Annotated in this window: 17 protein-coding genes; 6 read left to right on the plus strand and 11 right to left on the minus strand. The window is 48.4% G+C overall.

Annotated elements, in window-relative coordinates:
- Positions 1 to 20: 20 nt before the first annotated feature.
- The 5 genes from DBP26_RS26835 to DBP26_RS05495 form a co-directional block, all read right to left on the minus strand.
- On the minus strand, positions 21 to 506 hold the full coding sequence (locus DBP26_RS26835; protein ID WP_146749640.1) for a hypothetical protein: 486 nt from the start codon (positions 504 to 506) through the stop codon (positions 21 to 23).
- Between the two features lie 40 nt (positions 507 to 546).
- Positions 547 to 1,083 (minus strand): nuclear transport factor 2 family protein, encoded by a 537-nt coding sequence (locus DBP26_RS05480; protein ID WP_108236594.1) that lies wholly within the window; start codon positions 1,081 to 1,083, stop codon positions 547 to 549.
- 98 nt (positions 1,084 to 1,181) lie between these two features.
- Positions 1,182 to 1,760 carry a DUF308 domain-containing protein gene (locus tag DBP26_RS05485; protein ID WP_218565094.1) on the minus strand — a complete coding sequence of 193 codons (579 nt, stop codon included), beginning with the start codon at positions 1,758 to 1,760 and terminating at the stop codon, positions 1,182 to 1,184.
- A gap of 31 nt (positions 1,761 to 1,791) precedes the next feature.
- On the minus strand, positions 1,792 to 2,454 hold the full coding sequence (locus DBP26_RS05490; RefSeq protein WP_108236592.1) for a flagellar hook capping FlgD N-terminal domain-containing protein: 663 nt from the start codon (positions 2,452 to 2,454) through the stop codon (positions 1,792 to 1,794).
- 110 nt (positions 2,455 to 2,564) lie between these two features.
- Entirely contained in the window at positions 2,565 to 3,149 is a 585-nt protein-coding gene (locus DBP26_RS05495; protein WP_108236591.1) for a TetR/AcrR family transcriptional regulator, read from the minus strand.
- Between the two features lie 318 nt (positions 3,150 to 3,467).
- Here DBP26_RS05495 and DBP26_RS05500 point away from each other — a divergent pair, with 318 nt between their 5' ends.
- The 6 genes from DBP26_RS05500 to DBP26_RS05520 all read left to right on the plus strand — a co-directional run bounded on the left by DBP26_RS05500 (position 3,468) and on the right by DBP26_RS05520 (position 7,359).
- A complete protein-coding gene (locus tag DBP26_RS05500) occupies positions 3,468 to 3,803 on the plus strand; it encodes a chorismate mutase (RefSeq protein ID WP_108236590.1) in 336 nt (111 codons plus the stop codon).
- 88 nt (positions 3,804 to 3,891) lie between these two features.
- Positions 3,892 to 4,494, plus strand: a complete 603-nt coding sequence (locus DBP26_RS05505) for a chorismate mutase (RefSeq protein WP_108236589.1) — start codon at positions 3,892 to 3,894, stop codon at positions 4,492 to 4,494.
- A 31-nt stretch (positions 4,495 to 4,525) separates the two neighbouring features.
- A complete protein-coding gene (locus DBP26_RS05510; RefSeq protein WP_108236588.1) occupies positions 4,526 to 5,188 on the plus strand; it encodes a hypothetical protein in 663 nt (220 codons plus the stop codon).
- 369 nt (positions 5,189 to 5,557) lie between these two features.
- On the plus strand, positions 5,558 to 5,920 hold the full coding sequence (locus tag DBP26_RS27030; protein ID WP_177411006.1) for a hypothetical protein: 363 nt from the start codon (positions 5,558 to 5,560) through the stop codon (positions 5,918 to 5,920).
- On the plus strand, positions 5,850 to 6,590 hold the full coding sequence (gene bdcA, locus DBP26_RS05515) for an SDR family oxidoreductase (protein ID WP_108236587.1): 741 nt from the start codon (positions 5,850 to 5,852) through the stop codon (positions 6,588 to 6,590). The genes DBP26_RS27030 and bdcA overlap by 71 nt, the downstream gene beginning before the upstream one ends.
- 376 nt (positions 6,591 to 6,966) lie before the next feature.
- Entirely contained in the window at positions 6,967 to 7,359 is a 393-nt protein-coding gene (locus DBP26_RS05520) for a RidA family protein (RefSeq protein WP_108236586.1), read from the plus strand.
- Between the two features lie 635 nt (positions 7,360 to 7,994).
- On the opposite strand, the gene DBP26_RS05525 is transcribed toward DBP26_RS05520, so the two are convergent.
- The 6 genes from DBP26_RS05525 to DBP26_RS26845 are packed head-to-tail and all read right to left on the minus strand — an operon-like array spanning position 7,995 to position 13,617.
- Positions 7,995 to 8,465, minus strand: coding sequence for a DNA-binding protein (locus DBP26_RS05525; protein WP_108236585.1), 471 nt, complete (start codon positions 8,463 to 8,465; stop codon positions 7,995 to 7,997).
- Between the two features lie 3 nt (positions 8,466 to 8,468).
- Complete coding sequence (locus tag DBP26_RS05530; protein ID WP_146749639.1) at positions 8,469 to 8,663, minus strand: hypothetical protein; 195 nt, start codon at positions 8,661 to 8,663, stop codon at positions 8,469 to 8,471.
- Positions 8,664 to 8,680: 17 nt separating this feature from the next.
- Positions 8,681 to 9,988 carry a hypothetical protein gene (locus DBP26_RS26840; RefSeq protein ID WP_146749638.1) on the minus strand — a complete coding sequence of 436 codons (1,308 nt, stop codon included), beginning with the start codon at positions 9,986 to 9,988 and terminating at the stop codon, positions 8,681 to 8,683.
- On the minus strand, positions 9,985 to 10,947 hold the full coding sequence (locus tag DBP26_RS05540) for a hypothetical protein (RefSeq protein ID WP_108236582.1): 963 nt from the start codon (positions 10,945 to 10,947) through the stop codon (positions 9,985 to 9,987). Before DBP26_RS05540 ends, DBP26_RS26840 begins: the two co-directional genes overlap by 4 nt.
- Complete coding sequence (locus DBP26_RS05545; protein WP_108236581.1) at positions 10,934 to 12,970, minus strand: hypothetical protein; 2,037 nt, start codon at positions 12,968 to 12,970, stop codon at positions 10,934 to 10,936. The genes DBP26_RS05540 and DBP26_RS05545 overlap by 14 nt, the downstream gene beginning before the upstream one ends.
- A complete protein-coding gene (locus DBP26_RS26845) occupies positions 12,967 to 13,617 on the minus strand; it encodes a hypothetical protein (RefSeq protein ID WP_146749637.1) in 651 nt (216 codons plus the stop codon). The genes DBP26_RS05545 and DBP26_RS26845 overlap by 4 nt, the downstream gene beginning before the upstream one ends.
- Positions 13,618 to 13,922 lie beyond the last annotated feature (305 nt).

Here is a 13,922-nt window from a genome sequence, read left to right on the forward strand (position 1 = left end):
CCCCGGTACTCTTTCGGCAATTACTCCATCAGCACGGACAATACGTAGTTCTGTTTGTTAACGACGGTTCGAGTCAAAGTCGCATGGCCATCGCCGACTGGCAGACTGATCGGCGCAGCTTTCAGAATCGCTTCGTCAAAAGCGTGAGGAATGGAAAGGCCAAGCGCGCGCACTGACAGACGTTTCGTGGCTCTGATCAGTTCTCTGCGCGCCGAGTCTTCATCCGAAGGCAGGACTACATTTAGGATCAGTTTTACACGATGGGGTACGCCTTCGTTCCCTTCAGCGGAAAACGAAATAGTATTGCCATCGACTCGATCTGATTTGATCGGTCTCGCACCACTGCTGCAACCTTCTTGACCATCCTGGCGAACAACCCACTCATTAGCGCGGAGTTGCGTGTCGTTCAAGGAAGTACACAGTTGTGCCGCTGACTGCGGTCGTAAATCTGCCAGGCAGTTGAACGAACACCAAAGTCCTGCAACACCCACAACGATGCGTAACATCTTGTTTGTTCTCCGTATGTCGACAGGCTTGCGCCCGCAGTCACATAAAGCCATACAGGTCATTCAGACCCGATTGCAGTAAACGCCGCTGTTCTTCCGATCCATCCACGGGAAGAAGCGTGCGCCGTAAAATCTTCCATTGGCCCTCAAAACACCGCAGATCCCAACGGTTAATCAGCGTGCGATGAATTCGATATCCGTTCGAAGAACCATGGTTTGGTAACGTTCGAAGTGTGCCTTCATGATCCAAATGGACAATCATCAGGTATGACGTCACGACGGCTTCGTCCCCCCTCAGGTCGATCAACGGCAGACCGGCAAAATGCGCAAGACCATCCTGAATGGCAGCCTCATGTTCAGGCCGCAGAATGAAGCTAGCTATTTCTTGAGCACCCATTGCCCCGTCCAGACCTGAGCCTCGATCAAAAACACCCTCTTCGTGATACACGGACCGTGTGTATTGGGCATGTCCCGTGTCGGCGCTAGGTGGGTGCGAAGCGATGAGCTGGTAGATAGCCAACTTGGCTTCGATGATTGCCAGCCGCTTTTCGAGATAATCTGAATCTGTTGATTGCATGCCTCACCTTTGAATACATTAAACGCTGAGCTTCCGGCCCGCACAGCGGGTAGGTAACAACACTGATCGCTCCTACTAAATCCGTTCGTTGTTCAAGATTACTGACGCGCCTGAGAGACGACGAGCCAGATGCCTGATACCAGGAAATAGAAAGCACCAAACGCCGCATAAGGCACGATGTCGCTGACGCCGTAGAAACCTCCCGACATGGCTTGCCTCAGGAAGAAGATTCCTGCCATTGCGGATTGGGCGCCACTCATGATCATCAGCCACTGAGCGCCATATTTCTTGCGACGCCTAACAGCGGTCGCGATTTGAAGAAAACCGGACCCGATAGCCCATATTCCGAAAACAGCCAGCATAGAATTCGTACTAACTGACAGTGCAACGGCGATGCCAATCGTTGCCACCAGACTCAAAATTGCATTCATGGACAGGACAGGATTACAGTTCATCCCACCATGTCGGTAGGCATCCAAAAAACTCGCTGCAGCGTCCCATGCGGGATAGAAAATGATTAATGCTGCAGCAGCAAAAGGGAGTATCGAGCCGGTGGTGACCGCGGCCCCTACCCATATGAAAGAAACTGCAGCACGGATGAAATAGTAAAAAACGAGCCACTCACCCTTTACATCACACATAGGGGCGCTTAGTGCATCGAAGGTTCTAGTCTTCATGTCTATCACCAAATTGGCAAAACAATCGAGATCAACGTGCGGTCTGGTCGGCTCCTGACTTGAGGTCTATTACGTCGTGTTGAGCAAATGTCCCAACTGGCGTCTCTAGCCCTATGTCCGATGTTCCCGGGCCACGGATACCGGTCACGGTTGTCCATACAGCAACCTGTGGTGGTGTTCCTGAGCCGACCGCGGCCGTTAGGGTTAGAGGCCCTTTCACTGCAGTGCCATTTACTTTCCCATCCCACACAAAACTCAGGATGCCCGCTGCAGCGTTTTCATGGTGCTCGGTATGAACAACGACCCCGTTTTCGTCGGTGAAAGTGAGGTCCAGCGTCGCCGGGGTTTCGAGCAGTAGTTCGCCGGCATAGCTACCGTCCGCACGTGGAGTTGCATGAGATGAAGGCACCAACGCAGAACGCCCAAGCCATGACGCAGGATCGTAAGTTGATCCCTTTCCTAACAACTGCCTGAGCAAACCACTGATTTCCTGAAGCGTGGATGCCTGAGTCAGGGCCGCAAGCTGTTGCACGGTATCTCCAGGATCCGTCGGCGATAGCGGGTCTTGATGCTGCAACTGCGTTGTTAGCAGTTTCAAAAATGCCTGACTGTCGAGAGCCGGGATGCGACTGCCAACGTTAGCTGAGCCAGCAGGCTGGCTTGTTGGGTTAATCAACAAATTGGTCTCAAGCATCGCATCACTCTCTTTTATGGTTAGGCTAGTCGGCGAAATATTGAGTATGCGTACCTACTAGAAGGTAGAGATCTAAACCCAAAAAAACGGCCAACACGTGGCCGCCTGGATTAGTTCGTTACAACAATTCTGTTTAGCATTGGCTGAGTGATCGCACCGAACATTTCAGGATCACCGTACGCGCGGGCAGAAAGCATGGCGCCGTGAACGGTAGCCATGAATGTCTCAGCTTCTGCACAAGCATCGTTTGAGAATGAAAGGCAACCTTGCTTGTCCCCTCTCTCGAAGACAGATGTCAGCCACGCCGAAAGCGCCCGAAAATGGGCCCTGACCTCGGTAACAATTTCTTGGGGCAACACGGGTATTTGCGTTGCAAGAAGTGCACACACGCAGTACCCCTTTGTGGCATCGCCGATGCAGCCCTGCCAATACCCTATATAAGCCCCGAGTTGGTCATTCGGACTCGGACACATGCGCTCGAGATGGGCGATGCCGGATTCAGCCTCTTGGCGATATTGGGTCACTAAGGTTCTCACCAAATCCACCTTGGTAGGAAAATGATGGTGGATGCTGGCTTTGCGAATACCCACGAATTCCGAGATGTCCGCGTAGCTAAAGCCACTGTAGCCGCCTGCGATGATAAGCGAGCGAGCACAGTTCAGGATTTCGTAAAAAGTGTTGGAGTGATTGGTCATGAGTGAAACCTACCTTCTAGTAGGCCACGCGTCAAGTCGCAGCACGTTTCCCGCCTAACCTGATTACCTTCAATCGGGTGGGAGCCCAGGGTAAGCAATCAAAGTTAATTGCAATGCGGCCTACCTTCTAGTAGGTTTTTCATGTGCTTACGGTTGAGTGCACCTTTCCATGGCTCGCCTCCCCCACTTGGCGGATACCAGATTGTGCAGACTCAGGAACTTTCTCACGACTCGCTCAACGAGTATCGAGCATGCAATTAAAGACGGCCTTCGAGGCCGTTCATAGGCCTCGAAATCAAGCCGTACGGAGGACTTCTCATGAATGCAGACATCAGTACCCAACTTTCGACGTTCCGGCAGACGATCGACAACATCGATGCAGCCCTGATCCATATGCTCGCGGAACGCTTCCGTTGCACCGACCAGGTTGGCGAACTCAAAGCAGAATATGATTTACCCGCAGTTGATAAAGAGCGTGAACAGCGACAGTTCAAGCGGCTCAAAAACCTTGCCGAGGATGCCAATCTTGATCCTGTCTTCGTAGAAAAATTAATGGAATTCGTTATCAGCGAAGTTGTGCAACGTCACCGCGAGATCGCAATGTCTAGGAAGGGGGAAGCCCCCACACAAGCTGCGATTCCCGGTGTTCCGTGATCAGCAAAAGCAAGGCCCGCCCTTGCCAGAAATACAGAGCGTTCACCGTCAAATATGCGGCCATCATTCGCCCGCCCCTACCTAATCGATGCTCAGAGATATTCACCTTATGTTGAGAATTATGATTAGAACAGCGCTTCTTTCCCTGGCATTTACTGGAATGAGCGCGATGGCAAAGTCACCCGCAGATCAACACAGTACTGCTCCAATCTCATTGAAGCCGCTCTTGAGCTTGATCAACGAGCGGCTCGAAATCGCCGACGCGGTCGCACTTACAAAATGGGACAGCGGACAGCCGGTTCAGGATAGCGACAGAGAGGCCACGGTAATCGTCGATGCGCAGCAGCAAGCTGAGGGCTATGCGATTACCAAAAAGGATGCAGCGCAGTTCATGGCCGCTCAGATCGAGGCGAACAAACTTGTCCAATACGGTTTGCTTGCGATGTGGCACGCGGATGGAAAAGCCCCCGCTACGCAGCGCCCGGACTTGACGAGTCAAATTCGTCCTCGGCTGGACAAACTTCAGATGGCATTGCTCCAGCAGTACGCGAAATTCAGCCCTCAGCGAACGGATCCGGCCTGCCATGCCTGGCTGAGCCAAGCAATACCACTGTTGGCTGCCGACGGCTTGCACGAAATGGCGCTGATCCGAGCGACAGGTGAACTGTGCGCCCCGCTTGTACAGCATTGATGACCACTATCCCTTCAAAAAGGAAAAGTAGATGCACTGGCCGACAATCAACGAAATTCGTATGTTCACGCCACTCCCTGCTGGCTATATCTGGGATTTTCTGAGGCAGGACGAGATCGATATCGCGGTAGATTTTTTCAAATCTTGGTTTCCTTCAATCTCCGTAGGCATGGGTAGCTCGTTTTTAGATCGAGCTTTTTACAACGAAAAAGTCATGGGGGCTGATCGCAGTGCCACGCCCATACTTGCCTTGGTCGTTCGCTATGGTGATGAAGTCGTCGCGATCGCGACATGGGAAAAAGTCGACGGCGCAGATGTCATTTCCGGCCGGGTTGGGGCAGTGGCGAAACCTCATCGTCAATCCAATCTGGCTGTAGCAGCCCAAGACCTTGGCGAGAAAATGGGTATACGCATGGGCGCAGGTTTGATCTACGGCATGGCAACCACCAGAACGCCCTACATGCAGCAAGCCTTAGAGCGGGCGGGTTACACGGCGGTAGGTATTATGCCGGGTTTTGATCGTGAAGAAATCGAACCAGGCACCTTCCTACGTATCTACGAGGTCATTTATACCAAACAGCTCTCCCCCGCAGAGGACTTCCTGATGCCTTCAAAGCAAAACTTTACCCCTGCCGTAGCCAGACTCTACGCAGAAATTTTCAAAGATGGCGCTGTGCATTTAGGCGCGCATTGACAATTCATCTCATTGCGAGACACGGTCCAACTTGCTAGAGCTCACCGACCATATTCGGTAACCGTGGGCTTTTTACTTACCGCTCGGAGAGGCGTCTAAATCCCAAACATCGTCAGGCCCAGGCATCATACGTCGATTCCATGCCTACCCTTCACGGTTACCTCTGCTTCACAAAAAACGTTTTAGAAATAGTCAGTTTGGCTGAGCCTTGACTACACCCCATCGGATACCCAGGAGCAGCAAAAGCCACTATCGATGACGTTGCCTTATTTGCCGCTGGCGCTCGACTATATGACCTGATCGTTGACGGAGGGGCGCCACCCGTGTTTACACCTTGGGTAGCGCACTTTCTGAGCTGGACGTTCGAGTTTGGCCACGCCAAAAAAGCTACTAGGCGGTACTGCTTCCCGGGTTGTGATTGACCAAAACAACTCATTTTTGATTACATACGTATTGATCGGTATCGAAACCAAGAATCTAACCGAAACCCAAAAAGCTGCTGATTGCAACACCTTCATCGCGAGGATCACAGCTTCATATCCTATGAACAGCGAAGCGCTGGCCACGCTGGTGGCTGCTTACGAGATTCGAGACCGGGCTAACCAGTCGGAAAGCGATCTGCGGGGACGGCCAAAATTGGTCTCGACCGAGATGCACACTAATGAAACTAAAATCGGAGTGCGCAGCATTGACAACCAAATCTGTAAAGAAAGCCTTGATCTTAGGTGGTAGCCGAGGCATTGGCGCCGCTATCGTCCGGCGCCTCGCCAGCGAGGGAATGCACGTAACCTTTACTTACGCCGTATCAGAAGATCGCGCCAGGGCACTTGCCAAAGAGATCAGTGGGGAGGCTATCAGGTTGGACAGCAGTGATCGAGATGGGCTGATCACCATGATCGATCAACTCGGCGCAATTGACGTGCTTGTCGTGAATGCCGGTGTCGCAGTAGCCGGCGATCCGCTTGCAATGGATCCCAATGAAGTCGATCGATTGTTCAGTATCAATATCAACGCTCCCTATCATGCCGCCATCACCGCCGCACGACAGATGAACCGTGGCGGTCGAATTGTCTTCATTGGCTCTACCAATGCCGATCGATCGCCAATGGCCGGCCTCGCCGCCTACGGGGCCAGCAAAGCTGCTATCAAAGGAATGGTGAAAGGCCTTGCCCGTGACTTCGGTGATCGCCAAATCACCGTCAACGTCGTTCAGCCTGGCCCCACAGATACTGACATGAACCCCGCTGACGGTGAGATGAAAGACTTGATGCACAGCTTCATGGCAATCAAGCGACATGCTCATGATAGCGAGGTGGCTGGGCTAGTTGCTTGGCTCGTTGGCCAAGAAGCAGCGATGGTGTCCGGAGCAGCGTTAACAATCGATGGAGGGTTTTCGGCCTAAGAACTTTTCAGCCAGGAAGTCATAGCCCATTGATCTCCAACATCTGCCTAGTATTCTGTTTCGAAAACCGGTGTTGCACTCAAAGAGGCACCGGTTCTAGAAAACACATCTGGAAAAGAGCGGCGCCATATCTGGAGATTGGCGTACAACGGTGTAATTGTAAGTTAAGTTCTGGGTGGCTCGTGCTCTACAGCTCTACTTTTCAAAAAGCCTTATCTTCTGGAGCGCGAGGAATAACGGTGCACCACAAGCGTGGTTCGGCAAGAACCCATTACTCAATTCCGGATTCTGATTGATTATGGCGAACGCTCCAACTGAGCGCCGCGATCATACCTAGTTTAGAGTTAAAATATTTTAATATTAAAGGCATTACAATATGACCAATCGTCAAATCATTATTCCAGATGACATGAGACTGCTCTACGAACGTGCTGGTTATGCGCCGGGTGTGAAGGTAGGAAGAACTCTCTACTGCGCAGGCCAAGTGGGCAGGACTCCAGAATTATCTGTTATCGAGGATCCTGAGCAGCAGTTTTTGGCAGCATGGAACAATCTTCGGCTCGTCCTGGAAGCCGGCGGCTGTAAATTTGAAGATGTCGTGGAAATAACGACTTATCACGTTGATATGCATATCCACATGCCAGTGTTTAGACGCGTGAAGGATGAGGTTTTTCCTAGGGGTACGTGTGCTTGGACATGTATAGGAGTGAGTGAGCTTGCTCGGCCCGGACTCCTCGTGGAGATCAAGTGCGTCGCGGTGGAGAGATAAAGATTGTGGCAGTGACCTGAAGATAGGAATCATCAGCTCGATGCCTAACCATACGGCAGTGTTTTCAATACTCCCGCCGCCTCCGCGGCATGGCCCGATCGCGAACATTGTTAAACCAGGCGTCCAGACCATGACTACTTTACCGCAATGGTAAGTCGTTATTGATTACGTATGATAAATGAAGTTTATCCGACTTTATTTGTTGATAACTGCTGATGTACTACATTGAACGTAATGAACAAAGATAGTGAATCAAGAACAAAAATTAACGCCCCACTGAAATTGAATGGGCTCACGAAACGCGCCCAACGGCTGCACACGCGTTCATTTACTAGTATGTCGAGGTCGGTTGCAAATGCGCTTCTGTCTTGCCTTGGCCAACAGTCCAATAACCGCCCTCCAATCCATCTTCGATCACCTGGCGTGACCACTCAACAACGGCGAATGACCCCACCTACTGCCAGCGGAAATCGGCACAGTATTAGTCACGGTCAAGGTAAAAAACAAAACACGTGCCCTCGTCTTCAGCAAGTATGTCTCCGGTTAGAAGTGCTGGGCAAATGGCAGTAAGTGAACTGATGGTCAAGCCTAAGCGTACCTACCGAGCACATTCTCCACCGAAGAACGCGGTACCATTAGGGAGTATTAGTGTAGGCCTCTAGCGCAATCAACCTACTGGCCAGACGATCCCTTTCGTGCTGCAGATCATCTATTTTTAATAAATCAATCTTTATTTGTTCTCGAGCCGCCTCCAATAGCGTAGCAGCCTTCACAAACAGAGCTTGCGAGCTTTCTGAAACTTCACTAAACGCCGCAAGAACTGCTCCAATCTCGTTGAGGACCTCGGCGGTTGCTGCATTACGTTTTGCCTCCATGCCACCGAGTAAAATATCTGTGTGGGGTATAGTTTTATACCCACTCATGCGTTCAGTTGAGTCTTCTAAATTTGGAGAAGAATTAAGCTCTGACATAAATTTATGGATTGTAGTTTGCGAGCCGAACCCAATATATTCGCGCACTGCACGCATAGAAGGGTAGATATCTGCAGCTCGCAGTTGCCGAATGGCAGTAGCAACATCACCGCGACTGACTTTCGAACGAGTCATGACTCAATTCTCGACTGTCGAGGGACTTACGTCGCTTTCGCACATAGCTTCAGAAAGCCCCTGAACACGTCCCAACGTAAACGCGTGTATTAACGCAACCGTCGGAGTGATACCGAACTCCCGCAGCACCTCGATAGCCGCTCTAACATCATCCTTGCTCAGGCTCAGAATTTTAATGTCAACTTCTTCTTTATTCATGGTTTTAGCCTCTAGCACTAGAGATTGATTACCACAGACTTCAGTGTTTCTTCTTTTCGCGAAATTTCGAAAACCCCATCTTGGCCACGTTTCAGCCTAAGAGACTGGTCGTTATTTATTACATTCAACTTCATGCATCGACGGAGCGCGTAGGGCGTATAGCCAACAAAATCAATGCATCGACCAGTACCTGTAATAGATCTCATAGCAAGTCCATAAAACATGCCTTCAAATGCAGACATCCTAAGCTTGACAGCATAGCCTTGGTCAAGATATAGCGCAATGTGAAACATTAGTTTTGCAGCGTAGATTCTGAACAGCCGAGGGGGGATCTTAACAAGCCCAAAAAGCATTGCTTCTAAAGAGGTTACATAACCGAACCCCATCTGATTAACGCACCCTATTGGCTGATACCGAAAGCTCAAAAAACCCAATCGTAGACGTACAAAAAAATATACTAAACTCATTAGACATGCTTCAACTTCCGATACCACACCAGTCCAGTATCCAAGCGTTGTCTCACATGCGAAAAGACAGGATTCATGACCTGTAAGAAATATCTTTGCCCATGAATCGCAGGTGTCAATCCATGCTTGCTCGGGATAGGATAGGTTGGACATATCCCAAGACACAAAACGAACGAAAACATTGGAAACAACTGGCTTGAGCACGGGCCATCCTATAGAGCTAACTAGTGCATATAGTACCGGATCCGCCTCGTAATCGCTGCAGCCGTCAATCATACGATGCAGTGTAGAACCGCCTATTGCATTTGCGACCACATTATCATACCAAACTTGGTATTTTTTCCCAAACTTATATAAACTGATTCGTATTTGAGGGTCATTCCTTACTCGTGCCTGAATTGTGAGAGGTGCTAGACAGAATCCGCATTCTTCGCAAGGTATTGTAAACAGCCACTCTCGCATAAGATTTTTTTTGCAGGTCGTGCAGAGTCGACAAAGCTCCAATGAATGATACAAGCAATATTTGACTGCTGGCAGGCAATTGAAAACCGAATGATAGCCAAGCTTAATACATTCAGGGCAATATTTAATTTCACAATCTAGAGCAAACGCACTACGCTTAAACTCTCCTGGAAAATTTCGCTTTGATGAGCGATTCCTCGAAGCAGGAAAAAAAGCCATACAAAAATTTGACGCGTACATGCAATTGCGCAAGTCCATACCCAAGGATTGGCGCTGGCAATGCTTGTACACTGCATTAGGTGCTACTCTATTGAAGCGTGCAATGTTGATAACCAGTCCAAAGATGGATTCATATGGGTAGGCTCCATTCCTGAAAAATGCTAAAATCTTACTCATTGGGTGTAACCATTTTCTGCACAGAACTCATGCAAATTTGACTTTCTCACCACTTCATCAAAGACATGCGGTGGCAGCGTTATTTTATCAGCATCCAGCGTCACCAAGTACCTTATAAGATAACGCAATGACAAAAAAACGTGCTCGAGAGGCACATTGTTTTTATAACCGCCTGCAGTCGCTGAATTCAAAGATTTCCAAAGATCACGACTGTAGCTCTCAAGTCGAAATCCGTTAGCAAATGCAGCAGGCAAGAATCCGGCTGTATAGCTGATCTGAGAACCTGTAGGATACTCTGAATCACGATCGTAAGCTCGAAGTATGGTCTCTAGATCAGACACATTGGTGCAACCCTTGAAAAGTATCAGCCTACTCATAAACCGTGCTATCAACTGAGCACTGTCTATTTTTCCTGTAGGAACTGTTTTTAGGTCGTCACGTTGTCTTTTAACACTGTTCATACCGAAGGACAACACGGTCATTGTCACACCCTTACGCTCCAGGCGGTTGAACATATCAGAGAGAAGAGACATGTCATACACCCTAAGCTTCTGAAACTCATCGATCAAAAGCACCCAATGGTTACATGAGCGTTCAATGCACCGGAAAAGTATGGTATCGATTAAAGCCGTAAGTTTCGAGACAGCGAGCATTTTTGAAGCAAAAGGCAACCCTTCTTCTGTGGCAATCTGCTCGATGATATTATTCGTATGACTTCCCTCTTTTTTCATTACTTCAATCTGTGTAATATAGGCTCTCGGCATGAAACCGCTAAGTTTTCGTTTAATAGCAATAATGCATCGAGTCTTCCCTACCCTGCTCATTCCGTAAAATATAAGACCTGTTTGGCGCATAAATATTGCATCCAGCGCTTCATTGCTAGCTTCAGCGATAGCGTCGGTCTGAACAGTGAAGCTCTTGCTGAACACCGGATGGCTATCCAAGTCATTCATCTTCATCTATAATCCCCCCTCCCCGCTGCTGCACGCTCGGATCAAGAGTAGCTAAATCCAAAAAGTTCAAATTAAAGTCCTCTATGGGAGTATGCGAATAATCATTGATGTTAGTTCCGGTGAGCTGCTTATGGCTATCAATTTCCTTGAGCTCTTGAATAGTTGGAAGCTCAGCCTTCGCGCCAAGATTATCACTCACACCCTCCCACAATGGCTCGGTTTGCGGTGCACGGCTGCAGTCCAACTCATCCATCAATCTATACAACTCCAACCGATCTTTTTTTCCGCTCTTATCAACCAGAGAATTGAAATACGATAGTACAATATCGTCTTTGCGCACGACCTCAAATGTTCGTGCATAGAACGCCTGATTAATGGCTTTTCGCGTAGCTCGGCTATGTGGCGTATTTCGCCAGTATCCCAAAACGGTCAAAGTCCCAATTCCTTCCCCGCTAGGAAGAAATGCCTCTACGGTTCGCATGTCCTTTGGATTGACTTTGATCATCAGTTTGGTACCAATCAAACCTAACGAGTTCGCAAGAAATGGGGACGTATACCTAGCCTTATCCAGAGTAATATGTGGCGCAATCCCCCCTTCAGCGCTCCCCCTAACAATACAATACTCGACATCATGCAGCAACTTTGCTTGTTCAACCACATTGCTTGATGCTTTCGGCAGTATAAATCGCTGTTTCTTATTTTCAATTAACGCTCGCAAATACTCAGCCGGACTAAGAGAGAAAGTTCCTCCTTGTTTCGGGGTGATATTGTAATTCGCCAGCCAGACGTCTAGTGCATCTTCGGCCCCCTTTACTGATACATTATATTTTTCAGCACTTTGCTCAGGGTTTTCTGCACGGCCATTTCTTGGATTACTTCCAGTTGTCGACGGAATTCGATGCATAAATTGGTGAGCGATTTGCTTGAATGTATTTTCCATAATAGAGCGCCTTTCAGGACGCCCAAGTTGGCCATAATTACTAGAAAACCCTAATAATTTCGCGAGCTTCGTTTTTATTTTTTCTGCATGGTGCGCCATAGCATTATCGAAATACACTGAAGTGAAAATTGCGTACTTCGCCTCAGGAACCACATAAGCTAACATCCCGCTGCCAGGGGGATAACACAAATAACTTTTGGGTTCCCAGTTCCCAAGAAATGCATCAGTTATCAACCTTTCTATGTCTCTGGCGCTAACCTCACTACTAAAAACAAACTGGGAGTTTAGTACTCCTTGGCTTGTAGTATCAATTATACCTAACAACCAGAACCTACTCACAACTCGACTTACGGAGACCCCTGGGACTGGCTCAGTTTCTATCACACACATTTTATCAATCTTATAAGCATCCAATTGGATTATATCGTACGGCATTGATGCTAACACCAAACCCTCGACACCGGTCCCTAAAGTAGCATGTGTCGCGCCTTCTAACCCCAAGCTTTTCGCGGCAACTGAAAATTCGGAGCATATAATTTCATTTGTGTATTTTTCGATTGAACGCAGGCCTAATCCGGCTTTATTAAAAGGCCAAGAAGTACTTGGAGCACCAGCCTCAGCTAATAGAGAGCGGAATTTAGCAGCCATGAACCTGCGATCGAATCGGACACCCTTGAACTTCCTATGAAATTCTGTCACAAATTTCTCATATTTAATTTTTACTTCAGGATAGTTCTCCAGGGTTTTTGTTAGCACCCCGCTCAGTCCGCCTTGTTGCTGGGTATGAGTATCGGCAAATTCTTTTGTTCTCTCATAGGGTTTTATCCTAAATTGGGGCAGCAACGCACGATCCCCGAATAAAATTCCATTCGCATCGAGTGATAGGAATCGTTTTATCATACGACTTTGGTCACTAGGGGGAATTCCGGTGGATAGATAAACCTCCTTCGAAGTTTGGCCCTGGTACACCTGCATAACTGCTTCGAGCCGTAGCATATAGACTTTTCTATCTGTAGCTTCTAAGGCGTGCGGCTCTATGTAGAGATGCTCCTCAACATTGAGCAGTCTAAGCTCCGTTCTTAGATTCATTTATACACCCACTCAGACAGCTCACAGAAGAAATCAGGTGCCAGTTCAACGGTTAACTCTCCAAGTGCAAACAGCTCAGCTACTGCCTTATGGATCAGAGATGTTTCCACATCAGAAAAATGTGTGTAAAAATCGACCAAGTGACCACTGCCTCGTTTCTTTGCATATGCCCTAAAACAACCCAAGTGATAAAATGTGGAGTAATCGTTATCACCAATTGCAAGGCATGACACGACTCTAAGAAGCGGAAAGACTTTATACTTTAGCGGGACAACATCCTCCAAAGTCACAACTCTTACATCAGCCCCATATTCTCGAGCAGCAATGGAAGCATCTCGAAATCTGCTGTCTCCGCCGTAGTCACTATTGTTAAATAATAGATCCCAACCCTGCCCATTGGAGCTCGATGTCTCAGCATTCAGGTATAATTTGTGAGGTTTTGGATGGGCGACGACCCTACCAGGGGGCCGTATTTCGAATCCCTTGATAGCAGGTTCAAATTCTAGGAAAAGCAACCAATAACACAACTCAAAATCGTTAATAATTTGAATCCGCTGCTTCTTTTTATAGCTATAGACTTCCCAAAGGTTTCCAAAATGGAGTCCACGATTTGTAAAATACGAAGTTCTTGATTTTGAGACGCCCATAAACCCACCGATCCGATGTGAGGAAAGATAGGTCCATTTTGGTCTCTTAGCTGGCGCTATGCGCCGTGTGGAATGGCCTATTTGGAGCATAGGCTCGCTCAATCTTAGCGCCAATTGAATATAACTATCAGGATGAACGATCACACTGCGAACTGACTATCAATAGAACTTTTTTCAAGACTCCCGCACGTGGATTTGTTGCGGTAATGTCAGAATAGAATATCAAATGAGTTTCATATGCTTTAGTTCGATTTACCATTTTCACTCTTTGGAAAGAAATTTCCTAGCGTTCATTGCCTAGCGCG

The organism is Pseudomonas sp. RIT409 (assembly GCF_003052515.2).
In the GTDB taxonomy this organism is placed as follows: Bacteria; Pseudomonadota; Gammaproteobacteria; order Pseudomonadales; family Pseudomonadaceae; genus Aquipseudomonas.